16 protein-coding genes are annotated in these 19536 nt (G+C 64.7%); 11 read left to right on the top strand and 5 right to left on the bottom strand.

Features of this window, described 5'->3' with window-relative positions; all coding sequences use genetic code 11:
• Positions 1 to 63 precede the first annotated feature (63 nt).
• The 4 genes from CXQ91_RS21175 to CXQ91_RS21160 all read left to right on the top strand — a co-directional run bounded on the left by CXQ91_RS21175 (position 64) and on the right by CXQ91_RS21160 (position 3717).
• Complete coding sequence (locus tag CXQ91_RS21175; RefSeq protein ID WP_104175852.1) at positions 64 to 537, top strand: MarR family winged helix-turn-helix transcriptional regulator; 474 nt, start codon at positions 64 to 66, stop codon at positions 535 to 537.
• Entirely contained in the window at positions 534 to 1517 is a 984-nt protein-coding gene (locus CXQ91_RS21170; RefSeq protein WP_258074200.1) for a zinc-binding alcohol dehydrogenase family protein, read from the top strand. The genes CXQ91_RS21175 and CXQ91_RS21170 overlap by 4 nt, the downstream gene beginning before the upstream one ends.
• Before the next feature lie 72 nt (positions 1518 to 1589).
• Positions 1590 to 2921 carry an MFS transporter gene (locus CXQ91_RS21165; protein WP_104175851.1) on the top strand — a complete coding sequence of 444 codons (1332 nt, stop codon included), beginning with the start codon at positions 1590 to 1592 and terminating at the stop codon, positions 2919 to 2921.
• A 133-nt stretch (positions 2922 to 3054) separates the two neighbouring features.
• Positions 3055 to 3717: an alpha/beta hydrolase gene (locus CXQ91_RS21160; RefSeq protein ID WP_104175850.1), complete on the top strand. Its 663-nt coding sequence runs from the start codon at positions 3055 to 3057 to the stop codon at positions 3715 to 3717.
• 202 nt (positions 3718 to 3919) lie between these two features.
• Here CXQ91_RS21160 and CXQ91_RS21155 read toward each other — a convergent pair whose 3' ends face one another.
• A complete protein-coding gene (locus tag CXQ91_RS21155) occupies positions 3920 to 5020 on the bottom strand; it encodes an NAD(P)-dependent alcohol dehydrogenase (RefSeq protein WP_104175849.1) in 1101 nt (366 codons plus the stop codon).
• Positions 5021 to 5479: 459 nt separating this feature from the next.
• Here CXQ91_RS21155 and CXQ91_RS21145 point away from each other — a divergent pair, with 459 nt between their 5' ends.
• Positions 5480 to 6070, top strand: coding sequence for a TetR/AcrR family transcriptional regulator (locus tag CXQ91_RS21145; RefSeq protein WP_104175848.1), 591 nt, complete (start codon positions 5480 to 5482; stop codon positions 6068 to 6070).
• 76 nt (positions 6071 to 6146) lie between these two features.
• Here CXQ91_RS21145 and CXQ91_RS21140 read toward each other — a convergent pair whose 3' ends face one another.
• Positions 6147 to 6770, bottom strand: coding sequence for a cysteine hydrolase family protein (locus CXQ91_RS21140; protein ID WP_104175847.1), 624 nt, complete (start codon positions 6768 to 6770; stop codon positions 6147 to 6149).
• A gap of 275 nt (positions 6771 to 7045) precedes the next feature.
• On the opposite strand from CXQ91_RS21140, the gene CXQ91_RS21135 reads away from it, so the two are divergent.
• Entirely contained in the window at positions 7046 to 7729 is a 684-nt protein-coding gene (locus CXQ91_RS21135) for an NADPH-dependent F420 reductase (protein WP_258074197.1), read from the top strand.
• 111 nt (positions 7730 to 7840) lie between these two features.
• Here the strand turns inward: CXQ91_RS21135 and CXQ91_RS21130 are convergent, their stop codons facing one another.
• From CXQ91_RS21130 to CXQ91_RS21120, 3 genes are all read right to left on the bottom strand, one after another.
• Entirely contained in the window at positions 7841 to 8941 is a 1101-nt protein-coding gene (locus tag CXQ91_RS21130) for an NAD(P)-dependent alcohol dehydrogenase (protein ID WP_104175846.1), read from the bottom strand.
• Positions 8942 to 8981: 40 nt separating this feature from the next.
• Positions 8982 to 10433, bottom strand: coding sequence for an aldehyde dehydrogenase (locus CXQ91_RS21125; protein ID WP_104175845.1), 1452 nt, complete (start codon positions 10431 to 10433; stop codon positions 8982 to 8984).
• A 79-nt stretch (positions 10434 to 10512) separates the two neighbouring features.
• Positions 10513 to 11871, bottom strand: coding sequence for an aromatic acid/H+ symport family MFS transporter (locus CXQ91_RS21120; protein WP_258074196.1), 1359 nt, complete (start codon positions 11869 to 11871; stop codon positions 10513 to 10515).
• Between the two features lie 171 nt (positions 11872 to 12042).
• On the opposite strand from CXQ91_RS21120, the gene CXQ91_RS21115 reads away from it, so the two are divergent.
• From CXQ91_RS21115 to CXQ91_RS21095, 5 genes are all read left to right on the top strand, one after another.
• Positions 12043 to 12876 carry a PaaX family transcriptional regulator C-terminal domain-containing protein gene (locus tag CXQ91_RS21115; protein ID WP_104175844.1) on the top strand — a complete coding sequence of 278 codons (834 nt, stop codon included), beginning with the start codon at positions 12043 to 12045 and terminating at the stop codon, positions 12874 to 12876.
• 174 nt (positions 12877 to 13050) lie between these two features.
• A complete protein-coding gene (locus CXQ91_RS21110) occupies positions 13051 to 14625 on the top strand; it encodes an FAD-dependent monooxygenase (RefSeq protein ID WP_104175843.1) in 1575 nt (524 codons plus the stop codon).
• Positions 14618 to 16654 carry an acetate--CoA ligase family protein gene (locus CXQ91_RS21105; RefSeq protein WP_104175842.1) on the top strand — a complete coding sequence of 679 codons (2037 nt, stop codon included), beginning with the start codon at positions 14618 to 14620 and terminating at the stop codon, positions 16652 to 16654. The genes CXQ91_RS21110 and CXQ91_RS21105 overlap by 8 nt, the downstream gene beginning before the upstream one ends.
• On the top strand, positions 16651 to 18324 hold the full coding sequence (locus tag CXQ91_RS21100) for a (2,3-dihydroxybenzoyl)adenylate synthase (RefSeq protein ID WP_104175841.1): 1674 nt from the start codon (positions 16651 to 16653) through the stop codon (positions 18322 to 18324). The genes CXQ91_RS21105 and CXQ91_RS21100 overlap by 4 nt, the downstream gene beginning before the upstream one ends.
• Positions 18325 to 18333: 9 nt before the next feature.
• On the top strand, positions 18334 to 19458 hold the full coding sequence (locus CXQ91_RS21095; RefSeq protein WP_104175840.1) for a cupin domain-containing protein: 1125 nt from the start codon (positions 18334 to 18336) through the stop codon (positions 19456 to 19458).
• The last annotated feature ends 78 nt before the right edge of the window (positions 19459 to 19536 follow it).

The following is a 19536-nucleotide window of genomic DNA, read 5'->3' as shown; positions in this document are numbered from 1 at the left end:
CCATCGACGAAAGTAGAAAACAAGGAAGTATCTTCCGTGGAATGTATCTGCTAGCATCGTGCCATGGACTCCAGAGACGACCCCGCTGCCTTCTATCCGCTGTTCAGTGCGCTGACCCGGCTCGAAACGGAGTTGTGGGACGCGGTTGATGCCCGCCTGCGCGATGAATGCGGCGTTCCCCTCGGCAGGTACGAGGCGATGGTTGTTGTTGCTACCGTCGGCGCGTGCAGGGTGTTCGATATTGCGTCGGCGCTGTCCATTACGGTGGGCGGCGCCAGCAAGCTCATCGACCGTGTTGAGGCGGCGGGGTTCTGCTCGCGGAAGATGAACCCGGGCGACCGGCGTTCCTCCCTGCTGGAACTCACACCGGCCGGGGCCGCGGTGGTTGACCAGGCCCGCCAGGTGGTCGAGGCAGAACTTGCCCGCTGGTTCACCCCGGCCCTGACCACGCAGGAGGCCAGCACCCTGCTCGAACTCCTGGCACGTGTGCGCAGTGCGCATCGACCTGCGCTGGACTCCAAGGTGGCCGGGCAGTGAGCGCCGGCACCATGCGGGCAGTTGTGCTGGACGGCCCCGGGCCGGCTGAGGCTCTGGTCATACAAGATAGGCCAATCCCCGAACCCGGGCCCGGCCAGGTGCTCATCCGGGTCCGGGCCTTCGGGCTCAACCGCTCAGAGCTGCATACCCGCCTGGGCCTGGCCGAAGGCGTCACCTTTCCGCGCGTGCCCGGGATCGAAGCAGCCGGGGAGGTGGTGCACTCCCCCGGCGGCGAATTCGGCGCCGGGCAAAAGGTCGTCACGCTCATGGGCGGCATGGGCCGCGTCTTCGACGGCGGCTACGCCGAGTACACGTGCGTGCCGGCACGCCAGGTCATTCCGTTCGAATCGGACCTGCCCTGGCCCATCATCGGCGCCGTCCCGGAGATGCTCCAGACCGCATATGGCTCCCTCACCATCGGCCTGGACATCCAGCCCGGCCAGAGCCTGCTCATCCGCGGCGGAACGTCGTCCGTCGGCATGGCCGCCGCCATCCTTGCCAAACGCGCCGGACTCACCGTCCTCGCGTCAACCCGCAACGCGGCCAAACAGGAAGCCCTGGCCTCGATCGGCGTCGACCATGTCCTGATCGACGACGGGAACCTGGCCGCCGCCGTGCGCCGCATTATTCCCGACGGCGTGGACGCCGCCCTCGAACTCGTCGGCACCCCGACGCTGCGCGACACATTGCACGCCACCCGGGTCCACGGCGTCGTCTGCTTCACCGGCATGCTCTCAAACCAGTGGACCATCCCGGATTTCTATCCCATCGACTACATTCCCCGCGGTGTCCGGCTCACCTCCTACACAGGCGGAGCCGCCGACCTTCCCCGCAATATGCTTCAGGAGTTCCTGCAGGCCGTCAGCGACGGCACCGCAACCGTCCCCATCGGCAAGGTCTACACCCTCGATGACATCGTCGAAGCCCACACCGACATGGAGGAAAGCCGCACCAGCGGCAAACTCGTCGTCACCACCTAAAGCCTGAGAACCGTTACGGCCCTCACTTCGCGGGGCCGGGTTCTCCCATGCCCCAAACCCAGGAACAAACCTATGCCATTTCTTGCCCTTTCAGGCCGTCCCCCTGTGTACCCGGCAAACCGGCCGGCAACCGATCTGCTGCCGCCCCAACGCCCTGACGCACTGCCGAAGGCCTCCATCGTCGTCGCCGCCCTTTCCACCATCGTCGAGTGGTACGACTTCACCCTGTATCTCTTCATGGCAACGGCCCTGTCCCGGGTAGTCTTTGGCGGCGGCCCGGATTCGCTGCTCGCCACGCTGGCCATCTTCGCGGTGTCGTACCTGCTTCGGCCGGTGGGTGCCCTGCTGTTCGGGCGGTTGGGAGACCGGCTCGGGCGACGGCCCGTTCTCCTGGTGAGTATGGCCCTCATGGCGGCGGCCATGCTCGGGACGGCGCTGCTCCCCACTCATGAGCAGGCAGGCGCGGTGGCCGGTGGGGCGTTCCTTGCTCTGCGGTGCGTCATGGCGTTCTCCGTGGGCGGCGAATATCCGGCAGTGAGTACTTATCTTCTTGAAGGGGCACGGCCCGGACGCCGCGGCCTGGTAACGGCCCTGGCGTCCATGGCGAGCGAGGTTGGGGTCCTGCTGGCCGTCGCGGTATCTGCCATCACGACGACGATGCTGGACCGGGCGGCACTGGATGACTGGGGCTGGCGTATTCCTTTTGCAGTCGGTGCGCTTTTGGCCGTGGCAACGCTGGCGGCCCGGACAAGGCTGGGCGAGACCCCCGTGTTTGCCCGACAGCAGGCAACGGGCCCGGTACGCGAACCTCTGCGGTTCATCCTTCGCACCCAGCGGGCCGGCCTCTACAGGACATTCGCTATTTCCGCGTTGGCCTCGATCACCTACTACGTAGGCATCATCTACGTGCCAACCTACCTGACGTCGGTCTCCGGCTTCCCGGAAGGCAGCTCCTTGTGGCTGTCCACCACAGCCTCCGTCTCGGTGATCGCGGTGGCGCCGCACGCGAGCGCGATCTCAGACAGGATGGGACGGCGGACGACGCTGCTGTGGTTGTGCGCCCTGGCCATCGCCCTGCCGGTACCCATGTTCGCCCTGATGTCCTTCAATTCAGTAGGGGCCGCACTTTGCGGGGCCGTCGTCTTGGCCTGCACGGCCGGCGGCATTACCGCGGTAGCCGCATCTGCGGCCACCGAACAGTTCCACCCTGCCGGCCGGCTCACGGGGCTGGCGTTGGGTGCCACGGCCGCGACAGCCGTTTTCGGCGGGCTGGCACCATACCTGGCGACCCTGCTCACCCAGGCAACAGGGTGGACACTCCTCCCCGGCGCACTGGTGGCCGCGGTGGCGCTTTCGGTATTCCCCGTCCTTGCCCGGATGCCGGAAACGTCCGGGCAAGCGTGACTTTCACAACGGCAGCAGCTCTACCTGTTGTGGCGCCTTTCTGATCCCACGAGTTGATCTGGGAATATCCGACCGCCAATGATGCTTGAAGCTTCAACAAGCCTCTAGTACAACGACCCGAGCAGGAGCCATCATGCGAGTCCCCGATCAGCCAACGGCCGCGGAAGAGCCATCCCATGTGGTGTCAACCGCCGGCTCATCCGATCCGGCGGCGCCACTGGTGGTGCTGTTGCATGGACGCGGCTCAAGCGAGCGTGAGATCATTTCCCTCGCCGACCAGCTGCCGACCGGCCCCGCCTACGCCGCGGTACGGGCGCCCATCGCCGAGGGTGGCGGCTACGCATGGTTCGCCAACCGTGGCATCGGCCGCCCGATTGCGGAGTCGCTGGCTGACTCCATGGTGTGGTTCCGGACCTGGCTTGATGCCGCAGCCCCGGCCGGCCGGCAGGTGATACTCGTCGGGTTCAGCGGCGGCGCGGCATTCGCGGGCGGGCTGATACTGGCAGACCCCCAACGTTTTTCCGGTGCGGCCATACTGTACGGCACCTTGCCGTTCGAGGCCGGGGTCCCCGTCACTCCTGCCCGGTTGGCGGGCCTTCCCGTCTTCGTCGCTCAGGGCGATCAGGACAAAGTCATTCCCCGGGAACTGCTGGACCGCACCTGGCAATACCTGCTCACGGACTCTGCAGCCAGCGCACAGGCCCGGCGCGACCCCGGAGGGCACCACATCACCGGGCAGACGCTCGTAGAAGTCGGGGGCTGGATCCACGGGCTCTTGAATTCCCAGCCTGCCTGACCACTGAGGCACCGCCAACAGTAGAAAAAGGGGTTGCGTGAAGGGTCGACGGGGCGTCCCGTCGCCCCTTCCGCACCCGCCACCCAAGACGCCCGGCTGGAACTCTCCCAGCCGGGCGTTTTGAAATCTCCCGCTCACCATCCTGGCGGGCGGAGGTCTCGGGAGCCTTGGAAACCGCCGGTTCCGAGGTCGCTGCGACTCGTCAGAAGATGATGACCGGCTTGATCGTCTTGCCGCTCCGGGAGTCTTCGAAGCCTTGGTTGATGTCTTGAAGGGTGTAGTCACTGACGAGCTTTTCGAACGGGAACCGGCCGTCCTTCCAAAGCTGGATCAGTCGGGGAATGAAGACCTGCGGCACAGAACTGCCCTGGACCACGGTCTTGAAGGTCCAGCCCTTCACGAGGGACGCGCCGATCTCGAAGCTGACCTCGGTGCCGGGTTTCGCGGCGCCGACGAGGGCGAGTGTCCCGCGCACTCCCAGGGCGTCGGCCGCCTGGCGGAGGAGCGCAGGCAGACCCGTGGTGTCCACGACGTAGTCAACGCCTGCGTCCTCCGTGATTTCGCGAAGCCGCGCGGCGACGTCGTCGGTCTTTGAATTGATGACGTGTGTCGCGCCCAATTCCCGGGCGAGTTCCAACCGGGAGTCGTGGATGTCAACGGCGACAATAATGGCACAGTCCGCGATCCGCGCCGCCATGACAGCGGCGCAGCCGACGGCGCCGGCGCCGAAAACAACAAGTGAAGACCCGATCTCCGGCTTGAGCTCATTGAGGACGGTTCCCGCCCCGGTGTTGATGCCGCAGCCCAGGGGGCCAAGATGCTCAAGCGGCACGTCCTTGTCCACACGGACGACAGACTCCTCGACAACGTTTGCGTATGTCGCGAAGGACGACTGGCCGAAGAAGTGGGACGAAATGGCTTCGTCGCCCTTGCTCAGCGACGTTTGGCCGTCGAGACGACGCCCAGCGAAGTCCGCAGCCATAAGGTTCTCGCAGTACGCCATCTGGCCGTTACGGCAACGCTTGCAGTGCCCGCAGTATGCGGCAGCCAATACAACGTGATCGCCAGGAATCACGGATACCACGGAATCGCCGACCGCTTCGACGATGCCGGCTCCCTCGTGACCGAGGACGGCGGGCAGCGGCGTCGGATAGACCCCGTCCCGAACGAGTACGTCTGTGTGGCAGATTCCGGTTGCCACCATGCGGACCCTGACTTCATTGGGCCTCAGGGCGTCCAGCTCAAGCTGTTCGACGGTGAAGGGTGAGCCGTGCTCGCGCGCGACCGCTGCAGTTATCTGCATGGGAAACTCCTCATATTTATTGCCGGGATGAGGATGCACCCCGGCGCGGTTAGCGAATCCGCGAAGTGCGGTTCGCGCTCCGACGCACCTGAATGCGCGCCGCAGCTTGGCTCAGCTGTGCCTGGATCAAGAGAAGGCGGGGCACAGCGAAGTAGACGGCCGTGGGGACGACCACAAGGGTGAGCGTGAGAGCGCGTAGGACCGGAGGCCACCCCGGCGCCCACGCTGCCAGTACGCTCATGCCCACTGCCGCCAGCGGGAATATCGCCAGCCAGGTAATCACGGCCCTGACATGGACGGATGCAATGCCGGCGGTCCGGTGATGATGCGCGTCTGTTTCATCGGCTGCAAGAGCTTTGCCCTCGTGTTCCACTCAATCTCCAAACGTACGGTTGGATTTGATGCTACTGAGCGACGGCAGGCAAAAGCAAACGAACGGTTGGAGATAGGATTGGGTGCATGGCTTGGGACACTGACGCAACAAGGGAGAAACTTCTTGATGCCGCCATCGCCGAGTTTTCGGAACGCGGCTTCTCCGGTGCGCGCATTCACCAAATTTCGCGGAACTCAGGGTGTAACCGCGAACGGATCTACTTCTACTTCGGCGGCAAGGCCCAACTCTTTGAAGCGGCACTCACCCGCCAGCTCGTCACTGCCCTGGACGACCTTCCCGTCGTCGGCCATGGACCTGTTGCGATCGCCGATTTCGCGGGGCGGTACTTTGATCTGTCCAGGAGCCGCCCGAGTCTCGCCCGGCTCACCTTCTGGGAGGGGCTTGAACGGGGCCATCCGGTCGGCGCAGAGATACGCGCCCTCCGCTCAGCCACCAAGGTGGCCGAGATTCGCACCGCACTCCCGGCAGCGACCGAGACGGCAGCGGAAGACCTGCTCCTGACGATCGTGACGCTGTGCCACGCCTGGGTATCGAGCCCGAATGTCCACCTTGTGATCACCGGCACGCCGGACGGGGACCGCAGGCGCGCGTCCATAATGCGAACCAGCGAGCTGCTCGCCCGGGACGCCGCCGGCATGGCCGGCGGGCCCTCTTAGTTGACGGCCCCGCACCTGGCGGACCGTTCCGCAGGCCCGGGAGCCGGCCGGACAAAAGCCGACGCGGATTCCCAGTTCAGCGTTCGGAACTCTCTGTGGTGGCGAATGAGGTCTCCACGGCATCCGTGTCAACAATCTCGGCGATGTTGGTGAGCGCAAATCCCAGCGCAGCCTCCTGCCACTCCGCGTTGATGCTGGACGTCGCATCCGTCACCACGACGACGCGGTAACCGTGGTCCGCGGCATCCCTTGCGGTGTGCTCCACCGCCATGTTGGTCCACACGCCCACCACAACCACGGTCTTCGCGCCAAGGTTCCGCAGCATGATGTCCAAGGGAGTGCCGTTGAATGCACTCATCCGGATCCGATCGATCACGATCTCGTCACCGACCGGCCCGGTCCCCTCGACGGCGGACGCACCCCAGGAGCCCACCTTCAAAGACTCGGGGCCGAGCATCCGAAAGATGGGAGCGTTGTCGCCGCCGACGTCGCGGCCGGGGTAGACCACGATGCGGTTGTGGAATACCGCGGCGCCGGCAGCACGCGCGGCGTCCAGGACCCGCAGCACATTGGGGACGACACCCTGCTGGACCGCGTGCGCCGCGGCCCCCGTGCCCGCGAATGCCCCGTCCTCATGGAGATTGTCGTTCTGCATGTCGACCACCAGGACCGCAGTCGAGCGGCTATCGAGTGTGAACATCACTTACCTCAGGTTTCCGATCGGCCCACGCCGATCCATTAATTTGTTGCCAGGACTAGGGCAGGGTTCCGGGGAACGCCAGGGCCGGAGCGACACCCGACTCCCCATGGCTGCGAAGATAAGGGCCGCGAATCCGCGAAGAACCATACATTCCGCAGAACTAGATTCCATGGAAGCATAGATGAGCCACCACACCAAATACTTGACGCTTCAATCTAATGGCTGTATATTTAGTTGAAGCTTCAAGCAACGCTTCTCAAGAGAAACAGAATCTAATGAAAACCCTCCTGGCCCGCATCCTCGGAAAGAAGAACCCAATGACGAACCTCACCATCATCGGCAACGGCAACATGGCCCGCGGCATCGCAACCCGCGCCCTCGCTGGCGGCCTGACCGTCGAGATCCTCGGCCAGGTTGCCTCCAAGGCGCAGGAGCTGGCTGCCGAGCTCGGCGCAGGCGTTACCTTCGGCACCACGGCCGACGCCCCGCAGGGTGACATCGTGGTCCTGGCTGTCCCGTTCGACGCAGCCAAGTCCGTGGTCATCGCTTACGGCGACGCTTTGGCGGGCAAGACCGTCGTGGACATCACCAACCCGGTGAACTTCGAAACCTTCGATTCCCTGGTTGTTGAGCCCGGCAACTCCGCCGCCGAGGAAATCGCACAGTTTGCCCCGGCCGGCGCCAACGTGGTGAAGGCCTTCAACACAACCTTCGCCGGCACCCTGGTGGCCGGGGAGTCAGGTGGACAGCCGCTGGACGTCTTCATCGCCGGGGACAACGCGGAAGCCAACGCCGCCGTCAGCAGCTTCGTCAGCGCCGGCGGCATGCGCCCCCTGGTCGTTGGTCCGCTCAAGCGCGCCCGGGAACTCGAGGGCTTCCAGTTCGTCCTCATGACGATGCAGGCGAACCCGGAGTTCGCCGACTTCAACTGGGACACCGGACTCCAGGTCACTAAGTAGCCGGGCCGGCAACAGCCGACACCTGAGCAGCCACGAGGACGACGGCGGGAAACTTCCCGCCGTCGTCCGCTTTCGTCCCAAGTGATCAGGGCAAGTGAAACCGGTTGCCGTCTAGAACACGATTACCGGCTTGATGACGGTGCCTCCCGCAGAGTCTTCGAATCCCTGGTTGATATCACTCAGGCTGTAGTTGCGCATCAGCTTGTCCATGGGGAATCGGCCGTCCTTCCACAACTGGATGAGTTTGGGAATGAACACCTGCGGTACGGAACTTCCCTGGATCACCGTTTTGAACGTCCATCCTTTGACCAGCGACAGGCCGATCTCGAACGAGACCTCTGTTCCGGGTGCGGCGGCACCGACCAGCGCCAGCGTGCCCCGGAGGGCCAGGGCGTCGGCTGCTTTGCGGAGCAGCTCCGGCCGGGCGGTCGTATCCACCACGTAGTCGGCTCCGTGCCCGTTCGTCAGGCGGAGGATCTCCTCCGTCAGGTCGGCTTCCTTCGTGTTGATCACGTCCGTCGCTCCCAGTTCTTTCGCGAGGTCCAGCCGGGAAGGGTGGATGTCGACGGCGATGATCCGGGCGCACCCCGCGATCCCGCCGGCCATGATCGCACCCGATCCGACGGCGCCGGTCCCGATAACCACGAGCGTGCTGTTCAGCGCGGGCTTGAGTTCGTTGAGGACGGCACCGGCTCCGGTCTGGATGCCGCACCCGAGCGGGGCCACGATCTCCAGGGGAACGTCGGCGTCGATCCGGACAACGCTTTCCTCGACGACGTTGGCGTAGGTCGCGAACGACGACTGGCCGAAGAAGTGGGACGAAATCACTTCCCCGTCCTTGCTCAATGCCGTGGTCCCGTCAGGCCTCCGGCCGCCGAAGTCAGCGGCGAAGAGGTTCTCGCAATACGCCATCTGGCCGGACCGGCAGCGGTCGCACTTACCGCAATAGGCGGCCGCGAGCAGGACGTGGTCGCCCGGCTGCACCGTGGTGACGGAAGCCCCGATCCGCTCCACTATCCCGGCTCCCTCGTGTCCCAGGACGGCCGGCAACGGCGTGGGATATACCTGGTCACGCACGATGGCGTCGGTGTGGCACACGCCGGAGGCCACCATCTTTACGAGGACCTCGTTCGGGCGGAGATCGTCCAGCTCCAGTTCTTCGATCGTGAGGGGTTGCCGTGGCTCCCGGGCCACTGCGGCGGTTACCTGCATAGTCGTGTCATTCCTTTTCGGATTGGTCGGGCTCTTGGGGTCAGAACGGGTACTGCTGGTCGGACTGCTCCACGGTGATCCACTTCAGCTCGGTGAATTCGTTGATGACGGCCCTGCCGTCAAACCTGCCGTAGCCACTGTTTTTCATGCCGCCATAGGGAGCCTGGGCTTCGTTCTGAACGGTTGCGCCGTTGACGTGCACGTGTCCTGCTTGAATTCGCATCGCAACCTGCAGTGCCCGGGTGCTGTCGGCACCGAATACGGCCGCGGCGAGACCGTACTCAGTATCGTTTGCCACCCGGACCGCCTCCTCGACGCCGGAAACGCGGACCACGGTGGTGATCGGCCCGAAGGTTTCCTGATCGTAGATGGACATCCCGGGCCGCACTTTGTCGATGATGGTGGCCGGCATCGATGCGCCGTCGGCATGGGAACCGACGACGAGTTCCGCTCCCTTGGCGAGGGCATCATCGATGAGGCCGTTGATTCTGGGGCCCGACTCTTCGCGGATCATGGGGCCGACGATGCAAGCTTCGTCGGTCAGCGGGTCTCCGGTGGCCAGCTGCGCTGCCCGTGCTGCGAACTTTGAAACGAACTGGTCGGCCACGCTCTCGTCAACGACGAATCGTTCGGTCGACATGCAGATCTGGCCCTGGTAGAGGAACGATCCGAAGACAGCCGCATTGACGGCGCCGTCGATGTCAGCATCATCGAGGACGACGAACGGGGCCTTGCCGCCGAGCTCGAGCAGCACCGGCTTGAGGTAGCGGGCCGCCTTTTCGGCGATGATGCGCCCCACGGCCGTTGATCCGGTGAAGTTGATCCGGCGGACCGCCGGGTGGGCGATGATGGATTCCACGACCCGGTCGGAGTCCTCCGGGGTGCTTGTCAGGAAGTTCAGCACACCGGCCGGAAGTCCGGCCTCGTGCAGGACCTCCGCAATGATCGCGTGAGTCTTCGGGCTGGTTTCCGAGGCCCGGAAGACCACCGTATTGCCGCAAACGATGGGGTAGGCGATGGCCCGGGCCGCCAGGACGCCCGCTCCATTCCAGGGAGCCATGCTAAGAACAACTCCGGCAGGCTGCCGGACAGTCATCGAGAGTGTGCCAGGTTTGTCCGTCGGGAGGGTCTCCCCCTGAATCTGGGTGGCGAGCCCGGCAGCTTCGCGGAAGAGCTGCGCCGTGAGGAAAACGTTGAATCCTGCCCAGAGTTGGGCTGCACCCACTTCTGACATCATCGTTTCGATGAACTCCGCGCCGCGCCGCTCCATGATGTCTGCGGCTTTGAGCATGACGGCCCGCCGTTCCGTGGGGCCGGTAGTTGACCAGGTGCTGAAGGCCTGTGACGCCGACTCAACAGCGTCGAGCGCATCGTCGACGCCGGCTGCCGCGCTTTCGGTCACGAGTACGCCCGTCACAGGGTTTCGACGCTCGAACGTCTTGCCTTCGCGGGCGCTTCGGGGCTGGTTGTCAATAATGAGTTGCGTTTCCAAAATGGACTCCTTAGTTGGGGTGCTGCCGGGAACGACGGTGCTCGGGCGGCCATGCGGTACTAAGTGGGCGGTGCCGTTCTTAGTGTTTGACGGTGCTGTCGGAAATGTGAGGCTGAGAGGTTGCTGAAGCTGTCCCCGTCGATTCGTTGTCGGGGAAACGCGGCACGGTCAGGACGGCGACTACGCCGATTGCTGCTGCGATGGCCCAGACGGAGAAGTTGATGAAGTTGCCCAGCGCGGCGGCCACCAGCACGCCGCCGCCCGAGATGGCCAGGACAGCGCCGATCCGTCCGACGCCGAGCGTGATACCCAGGGCTGTAGCCCGGGTTGCGCCAGAGAAGTAGGTTGCCACAAATCCGTTGACCAGGATCTGGGCGCCCACTGACCCGAAGCCGACGACCGCGACGAGCAAGTACATGACCGGAAGCGGCATGACCCCGGTTCCCATGAGAACCAGCGCCAGGCCGGAACTCGCGAAAGCCGTTGCGGTCACCGGCCGGGGCCCGAAGCGGTCGGCGAGCCTGGAGGAAACGAGCACGCCGACGACTGCGCCGATGTTGACTGTCAGGAGGAATGTCAGGGAGGAGGCCAGCGAGTATTTGGCGATGACCATGAGTTGCGGCAGCCAGGTGTTAAGCCCGTACACAAGGGTCTGGCCACAGACGCCGGCCAGGCTGAAGAGGATCATTGCAGTAAGCAGACGCCCGGTCAGCAGGGTGCGGAAACGGCCGTGCACGGGTACGTCCCCTTGTGCCGGTGCTTCGGGCAGCGGTTCCAGCCCGTATTCGGAGATGATGCGTTCCGCCTGCGCCCGGTCCCCCTTGGCAGCGAGGAACGCCGGGGATTCCGGAAGGAACTTGAACAGCAGAGGCACAACGGCGATGAGTGGAACGCCACCGAGTGCCAGCATGCCGCGGAATCCGAGCGCGGGCAGGAAGGCGAGAGCGAGAAGCGCGGCGAGGATCCCGCCGACAGCGTATCCGGAGAACATCAGGGCGTTATTGAAGTTGCGGCGGTTCGACTTGGAGAACTCCACGGTCAGGGCGATCGCCGTCGGGATTACACCGCCCAGGCCGAGGCCGGCGAGAAAACGGAACAAGCCAAAGAGCTCGGGAGTCGGCGCCCAGGCGGTCAGCAGCATCAGCACTGAGAAGGATGCGATGGAAACCATCATGACCTTCCGGCGCCCGACGATGTCAGTGAGGTATCCGATCAGGATGGCGCCGATGAACATTCCGGCCAGCGCATAGCTGCCAATGGCGCCGGTCTGCACCGGGGTCAGGCCCCAGGGTTCGTAGGCCAGGAGTTTGGGGACTATTGCTCCGTAAACGACCAGATCGTATCCGTCGAAGACGATGGCGAGGAAGCAGAGGAAGATGACAGCGGCTGCCGATTTGCGAGGGCGAACCGGAGGTAAGGCAGGCGATTGAAAAGCCATTGGGGACTCCAGGTGATATACACGACGTTGTGGCTGTGCCAGAGATGAGGGGCCGTTCGGCTGTGATCTGACCCACAACTGAATGTAACATAAATGTGTTGTGCGTCAACAGGGGTGTTGCATGTTTCCCGATTGACGCCCGTCCGGGCAAGCAAGTATTGGAGAAGCCTTATGCAGTGGAAACCCAGAGCCCTGATCCTGGATCTTTTCGGGGACTACCTCCGGTACGCCGGGAGCGAGGTCAGGCTGGCTGATATCACGGAGCTCCTCGCGGTCTTTGAAATTGAGCCGGCCACGGTCCGCGTCAACCTCTCACGCCTGCGCAAGGAGGGCTGGTTCACCACCCGGCGCGTCGGGCGGGAAACGGTCTACGCACTTACCCCCCACATGCTGGAGATCCTCAACGAGGGGCGCGAACGGATCTTCAGGCAGCGGGACGAAAACTGGGAGGGGCGCTGGACCATGGCCATTTACCAGGTTCCGGAATCCGAACGCGCCGTCCGTGAGCAGCTCCGCAAGCAGCTCGCGTGGCATGGTTTCGGCCAGCTGTCGCCATCGACCTGGCTGAGCCCGCATGACCTCATCTCCGAGGTCCGCGAAATTGCCGCCGACTATCCGCTGGCCAAAGTTGATGCCCTCTGGTGCGGGACCGGCGACCTCGCGGAGGACAGGGACCTTGCCGCGCGATGCTGGGATCTGGAGCAGCTCGGCGCGGACTATCAGGAATTCATCCGCACCTATGCCGCCCTTGATAACGAGGACGTCAACGCCGGCAAGGACGGGCGAACGGCACTCATCGAACGGATGCGACTTATCGGCGATTTTCGCCGCTTCCCCTTCAGGGACCCGCACCTGCCCCTCGAGCTGCAGCCCAAGGGCTGGCCCAGCAGCGAGGCGTACAGCCTCTTTGGTGCAATACACCGCCAGCTCGGGCCTGCCGCCAACGAATTCGTCTCCGGCATCATTGGTCAGCCCATCGGGCTGGGCCAGGAGGTCGTGGCGTAACCCAGTCGAGGCGCGGAAGCTGGCCGTGGTTCGTTGAGGAAGTCACGGCAAGGTCCGTACAGCGGCTCCCAAGGACAATATGTAACAAATAGTTGACGATCAGCCGAGAATCGTTACATAATGAGGGGGAGACGTAGCACACGTCCTCCCCCAAATCTCTAAAAGGTGGCATCGATGGCACTTCGCATAGCCTGCATTGGCGGCGGTCCCGGCGGACTGTTCTTCTCAACCCTGTTCAAGCAGACCGTTCCCGACGCCGACGTCGTACTCTTTGAGCGGAACCAGGCATCTGATGCCTTTGGCTTTGGCGTGGTCTTCTCCGACGCAACGCTGAACCGGATCAACGACGCCGATCCTGTTGTCCGCAACGGCCTCCGGGACTACGGCACCCACTGGGAGGACATCGAGGTCTGGCTCAAAGGTGAACAGAAGTCTTTCGCCGGCAACGGCATGGCCGCCATTTACCGCAAGACCCTCCTGAAGCTCATGCAGGACCGGGCGGCAGAAGTCGGCGTCGATACGCGCTTTGGCCAGTACGTCCCCGATCTGTCGCAGCTCGATGACTTCGATGTGATTGTCGGCGCTGACGGCGCCAACTCCTCCACCCGCGAACAGCTCGGCGACAGTTTGGGCCACACCGCCGAGACCGCGACTGCCAAGTTCATCTGGTTCGGCACGACCTACAAGTTCAATGGGCTCACCTTCGTTCACCGGCAAAGTGAATTCGGCAACTTCGCGGTCCACGGTTACCCGATCAGCGATGAGCTCAGCACCTTCATCGTTGAAACCGACGAAGACACCTGGCGGAAGGCCGGCCTCGATGAATTTGATGCCAGCCAGCCCCCTGGACCCTCCGACCTCAAGACCCAGCGTTTCCTCGAGAAACTGTTCGCCGAAGACATCGCCGGTGAACCGCTGGTGGCAAACAACTCCCGCTGGGCGAATTTCCGCACCCGCCGCACCCGCTCCTGGCACAAGGGCAACGTCGTCCTGCTCGGCGACGCTGTACACACCGCCCACTTCTCCGTCGGTTCCGGCACCAAGATGGCCATGGAAGACGCCATCAGCCTGGTCCGTGAAATCGCGGAACACCAGGACGACCTCGAACTCGCCTTCACAAATTACGAAGCTGAACGCCAGCCACAGGTTGCCAAGATCCAGAACCAGGCCCGCGGCGGCCTGAGCTGGTGGGAACACTTCGCCCGGTACTACAACTCCTTCGATCCGACCCAGTTCACCTTCCATTTCTTCTCCCGCAGCATCGACATCGACAAGATCCGCCAGCGCGACCCGGAGCTGGTGGCGTCTGCGGAACACGACTGGCTGGCCAGACACGGCAACTCACCGCTGGAAACGCCGCTGATCGCCGGTTCCGTCGAGTTCGCGGGGCGCCAGCTCTCCGTGGCAGAGTACAACGGCCAGGTTGCCTTGACCGGCCCCGGCGGCAGCATTGCCCTGAGCACCAACTCGGCCGACGCCGACGCCACCACCGGGCTCCTGATCACCGCGCCTGATACCGAAGCGGGTCTGCCGGCCGCCTTCGAGCACCTACCTGCCCGGGCTGCTGCCGTCGTCATCCAGGGCGGCAATCCGTTCACGCGGATCCTCCTCTCAGAGGAAGCCCGCCTGGGCCGGGGCCTGACCAGCGTCATCGTCGATGACCGGGGGCCAGTGTCGGCTCTGACCCTGGTGCTCTCCGGCCGGGCAGACGCCGTTGCAACGGAAGGCACGGAGGCAACCAATGCATAGCCTCACACCACTATTCGCACCTCGCGGCATCATCGTCGTGGGCGCCTCGTCCAGTCCGGAAAAGCTCGGCGCCGTTATGGCACAGTCGCTGGCCAACTACCCGGCTCCCGTTGAGCTCGTCAACAGCCGCGGCGAAAACGGCATGCATACCAGCGTCGCCGATGCCGCAGCAGCAATTCCGGGAGGCCCCGATCTGGCCGTGCTCTGCGTACCCGCCGCAGCCACCGCCCAGGCCCTGCGTGACAGTGCGGCAAACGGCGCCAAGGCTGCCCTTGTCTGCGCCGGGGGGTTCGCCGAGGCCGGCGGTCCCGGCATCGAATTCGCCCGCCAGGTGGAGGAAGCTGTCCGGGACACCGGCATTCGGCTGCTCGGCCCGAACACGTCCGGCTTTTTCGTCCCCCGCCGCAACCTGCGCGCCAGCTTCGTTCCCGGCGTCGCTGAACTGGAACCGGGTTCGGTGGCCGTCGTGGCGGCCAGCGGCGGAGTCAACCACGTCCTTGCTTTCCACTTGCAGCGCGCGGGAGCGGGCGTCAGCCTCGCCGTCGGCATCGGCGCGGGTACCGACATCAGCGCGCCCGACGTCCTCGACTTCCTGATCTCCGACGAACACACCAAGGCAGTCGCCCTGCACCTGGAAACCGTCGCCGACGGACCAGCCCTCATCGACGCCGTTTCACGGCTCAGTGCCGTCAAACCGGTCGTGGCTTTGGTCGTCGGGAGAAATGACGTCTCCGAGTTCGCCCAGTCCCACACGGGTGCCCTGGCCACATCCTGGCGCACCACACGGGCGGTCCTGAAACAGGCCGGTGCCGTGATCGTCGACGACGAGAACCAGCTGGTTGCCGCTGTCACCGCCCTGGCCGGGCGGCGGCTTGCCCCGGCGGCCGACCCCGGAGTCGGACTCATCACAGGGCAGGCAGGCCCCGGACTGTTGATCGCCGATGCCCTCCACAGCGCCGGCGTGACGCTGCCACGCCTGGCCCAGACCAGCCAGGACACCATCGGCACTCTGCTGCCGCCGCTGACCTTCCAGGCCAACCCCGTGGACACCGGCCGCCCCGGTCCCGGCTACGAAAAGGTCGTGGCCGCAGTGGCCTCCGACCCGGCCATCGATGTCGTCGCGGTGTACGGGCTGACTGAACCCGTCGCCGACCTTCCTCTCGCCGTCGCCAATTCCGGTGTAGCTGACACAATGCCGTTCCTGATCGGCGTAGACGGACCCGACGGCGACCTTGAACGCGCCCGAAAGTCAGCCCACCAGCATGACCTGCCGCTGATCAGCGGACCGACCTCGCTGGCCCACGGCATTACGGCTTTGGTCAACGACGCCCGCGGGCAATTCCAGCGCGCCGAAGCACCCGCTGGAGCCTTCACCTGGCCGGCACAGGAAGGGCCGTGGGACGAGAACCGCGCCAAGGAACTCCTCGGCGCACTCGGCATCGCCACCCCTGCCCGGCGAAGCTGCAGCACCCGGGCCGCGGCCCATGACGCTCTCTCCGAGCTGGGCGGTCCGGTTGCGGTCAAGCTGCTCGACGCCGCGGTTCTGCACAAAACCGAGATCGGTGGTGTGCACCTGGGGGTGAACTCCCCCGAGGCCATGGACCGGGCCCTGGACGGCCTTGAAGCCGCCGGTGCCCGCGAATTCCTCATCGAAGCAATGGCTCCATCCGGCATCGACCTCGTGGTCGGCGTCCGCCGTGATCCCGTCTTCGGACCGATCGCCGTTCTGGGCCTGGGTGGCACCACAGCGGAAGTCTTCGCCGATATTTCCATCCGCTCCGCTCCCCTGTCCGTCCGTGTGGCGGAGGGCATGCCCGGCGACCTCCAGGCCCGCGAGCTCTTGTACGGCTTCCGCTCCGGACCGATGCTGGAGACAGCGGAGCTGGCAGGCCTGCTGGTCACGCTCGGCGATGCACTCGTCTCCAATGACGGAATCGCAGAGATCGAAATCAACCCCCTGCGTCTGACCCGTGACGGGCTCGTAGCCCTTGATGCCGTAGTTATCAATGTCGAGGAGGACATGAAATGACCAGCCACACCAGTGAGGGCACCATCCCCTGGCCGGCGGACCTAGCGGCCGAATTCCGCAGCAGGGGCTATTGGGAAGACCGCACGCTAGGCGCCTACATACTCGACACAGCCGACCGGCTGCCGGACAAGATCGCGATCGTGGACGGGGACGTCCGGCTCAGCTACGCCGAACTGGCCAACAGAATGGACGCGGCCGCGGAACGCCTCCTCCAGATGGGTCTGACAGCGGACGACCGCATCATGGTCCAACTACCCAACGGCTGGCAGTTCACAGTACTGACCCTGGCGTGTTTCCGGGCCGGTGTCATTCCAGTGATGGCTCTGCCGGCACACCGGCAATATGAGCTGTCCTTCCTCACGGAACTATCCGAATCGCGGGCCATAGCGGTACCGGACGTCATCAAAGACTTTGACCACCAGTCGATGGCCGAAGAACTCGCGTCAAGCATTCCGTCCCTGGAAATCATCCTCGTTTCCGGTGCAGCGCACCCCCTGAACGTACGTCTCGAGGAAATCCTGGCACCAGGCAAGGACGTTTCGGGCGCCCGCGCCCGGCTGAACGCCGGTGCACCGTCGCCTGACTCGCCAGCCCTGTTTCTTCTCTCGGGGGGCACCACCGGGCTGCCCAAACTGATCACCAGAACCCACAACGACTACGCCTACAACATCAAAGCCACGTCCATTCCCACCGGAGTCACCGAGGACACTGTCTATCTGGGCACCCTTCCGGCTAGCCACAACTTTCCGCTGGCCTGCCCTGGCATCCTCGGAATCCTGTTCGCCGGTGGCCGCGTGGTCATGCTGCCGAGCCCCGAACCGCGGAAGGCCTTCGCCGCCATCGAACGTGAGGGCGTGACACTTTCAACCGCGGTCCCCGCGGTGGCCCAGCGATGGATTGAGTACCAGCAGGAAGCCGGCACCAAGGAGCTGGCCAGCCTCGAGGTGCTTCAGGTCGGCGGTTCGCGCCTTCCGGACGAGATTGCCCGGAAAGTGAAGCCAGTCCTGGGAGCGACACTGCAGCAGGTCTTTGGCATGGCCGAGGGGCTCATCAACACCACCCGGTTGGATGATCCCGAAGACGTCATCTGCACTACGCAGGGCCGCCCCGTGTCCGAAGCCGACGAGGTGCGCATCGTCGATGAAGCCGGCGAGGACCTGCCGGACGGCGTCCCGGGCTCCATCCTGACCCGCGGACCCTACACACCCAGGGGCTATTACCGCGCCCCCGAGGCCAACTCGCGGGCATTCACCGCTGACGGCTGGTACGCCAGCGGTGACATTGTCGAGCGGCGTCCCGACGGAAACCTGATCGTCCAGGGCCGCGATAAGGACATGATCAACCGCGGAGGAGAGAAGATCTCGGCCGAGGAAATCGAAAGCCTGGTTTATCGGATCGATGACGTGACCATGGCAGCCGCGGTCGCAATGCCGGACCAGATGCTTGGTGAACGGCTTTGCCTTTACATCACGGTCAAACCCGGACGCGAAGTGACGCTTGAACAAATCCAGGAGCTCCTGCGCCGGACCGGTGTTGCTGCCTTCAAAATCCCTGAGCATCTCGTAGTCGTCGACGAACTGCCAACCACCAAGGTCGGCAAGATCAACAAAAAAGACCTCCGCGCCGACATCGCCGAACGCCTGGCTGCCGCCGGCGCCCACGCCAAGTAGAGGATTGCTATGTCTGAGAACATCACTCATGAATCAGTGGCCGCGGGGCACACTGCTCCGGAGCCGACTCCCGAAGAGGCTGCCCAGCTCAAAGAGCTGTACCGGGATTTTGACCGGGAGAACCTGATCCCGCTCTGGACCGAGATCGCGGACCTCATGCCGATGGTCCCGACCCCGAAGGCGGTGCCCCACGTCTGGCGGTGGAGTGATCTGTATCCGCTGGCCGCCCGCGCCGGCGATCTGGTGCCGGTGGGCCGGGGCGGGGAACGCCGGGCGATCGCTCTGGCGAACCCGGGCCTGGCCGGTACGCCGTATGCCACGCCGACGCTGTGGGCGGCGATCCAGTACCTGGGTGCCCGTGAGACCGCTCCGGAGCACCGCCACTCGCAGAACGCGTTCCGTTTCGTTGTTGAGGGCGAGGGCGTCTGGACCGTGGTGAACGGGGACCCGGTGCGGATGTCCCGCGGGGATTTCCTGCTGACGCCGGGGTGGAACTTCCACGGCCACCACAACGACACCGATGAGCCGATGGCCTGGATCGACGGCCTGGACATCCCGTTCGTGCACTACGCCGACGCCGGTTTCTTCGAGTTCGGCACCGAACGCGTCACCGACGAGGCCACCCCGGACATCTCCCGCTCCGAGCGGCTCTGGGCCCACCCCGGGCTGCGCCCGCTCTCGGGCATGGATGACACCGTCAGCTCCCCCATCGCCGCCTACCGGTGGAAGTACACGGACGCCGCCCTGGCCGAGCAGCTGCTGCTGGAGGACGAGGGCCACCCGGCCACTGTGTCCCAGGGCCACGCCGCCGTCCGCTACACCAACCCCACCACCGGCGGCGACGTGATGCCGACCATCCGGGCCGAATTCCACCGCCTCCGCGCCGGCGCCTCCACCGAGACCGTCCGGGAGGTCGGCTCCAGCGTCTGGCAGGTCTTCGAAGGCTCCGGCACGGTGGTGCTGAACGGCGAGGTCAGGACCCTGGCCAAGGGCGACCTGTTCGTCGTCCCGTCCTGGGCAGCCTGGTCACTGCAGGCCGAGAGCGAGTTTGACCTGTTCCGCTTCAGTGACGCCCCCATTTTCGAACGCCTGAACTTCAACCGCACCTACATCGAAGGACGCAACAACAAATGAGACTCCTCACCCTCCGCCTCTCGAATGAGGGAACAACAGTAACCAGGGCTGTCCGTCAGGACGGGACCACCCTGACCG

The organism is Arthrobacter sp. Y81 (assembly GCF_002929335.1).
GTDB lineage: Bacteria > Actinomycetota > Actinomycetes > Actinomycetales > Micrococcaceae > Arthrobacter.
This window is presented reverse-complemented; position numbering and strand designations above follow the sequence as displayed.

What these genes read in the sequence shown, in the direction of transcription:
- CXQ91_RS21135 (WP_258074197.1), top strand. Translation starts at nt 7,046, where the DNA reads ATGAAAACCCTCCTGGCCCGCATCCTCGGAAAGAAGAACCCAATGACG.
- CXQ91_RS21105 (WP_104175842.1), top strand. Translation starts at nt 14,618, where the DNA reads ATGCATAGCCTCACACCACTATTCGCACCTCGCGGCATCATCGTCGTG.
- CXQ91_RS21130 (WP_104175846.1), bottom strand. Translation starts at nt 8,941, where the DNA reads ATGCAGGTAACCGCCGCAGTGGCCCGGGAGCCACGGCAACCCCTCACG.
- CXQ91_RS21140 (WP_104175847.1), bottom strand. Translation starts at nt 6,770, where the DNA reads ATGTTCACACTCGATAGCCGCTCGACTGCGGTCCTGGTGGTCGACATG.
- CXQ91_RS21160 (WP_104175850.1), top strand. Translation starts at nt 3,055, where the DNA reads ATGCGAGTCCCCGATCAGCCAACGGCCGCGGAAGAGCCATCCCATGTG.
- CXQ91_RS21100 (WP_104175841.1), top strand. Translation starts at nt 16,651, where the DNA reads ATGACCAGCCACACCAGTGAGGGCACCATCCCCTGGCCGGCGGACCTA.
- CXQ91_RS21115 (WP_104175844.1), top strand. Translation starts at nt 12,043, where the DNA reads ATGCAGTGGAAACCCAGAGCCCTGATCCTGGATCTTTTCGGGGACTAC.
- CXQ91_RS21155 (WP_104175849.1), bottom strand. Translation starts at nt 5,020, where the DNA reads ATGCAGATAACTGCAGCGGTCGCGCGCGAGCACGGCTCACCCTTCACC.
- CXQ91_RS21175 (WP_104175852.1), top strand. Translation starts at nt 64, where the DNA reads ATGGACTCCAGAGACGACCCCGCTGCCTTCTATCCGCTGTTCAGTGCG.
- CXQ91_RS21120 (WP_258074196.1), bottom strand. Translation starts at nt 11,871, where the DNA reads ATGGCTTTTCAATCGCCTGCCTTACCTCCGGTTCGCCCTCGCAAATCG.
- CXQ91_RS21165 (WP_104175851.1), top strand. Translation starts at nt 1,590, where the DNA reads ATGCCATTTCTTGCCCTTTCAGGCCGTCCCCCTGTGTACCCGGCAAAC.
- CXQ91_RS21145 (WP_104175848.1), top strand. Translation starts at nt 5,480, where the DNA reads ATGGCTTGGGACACTGACGCAACAAGGGAGAAACTTCTTGATGCCGCC.
- CXQ91_RS21110 (WP_104175843.1), top strand. Translation starts at nt 13,051, where the DNA reads ATGGCACTTCGCATAGCCTGCATTGGCGGCGGTCCCGGCGGACTGTTC.
- CXQ91_RS21095 (WP_104175840.1), top strand. Translation starts at nt 18,334, where the DNA reads ATGTCTGAGAACATCACTCATGAATCAGTGGCCGCGGGGCACACTGCT.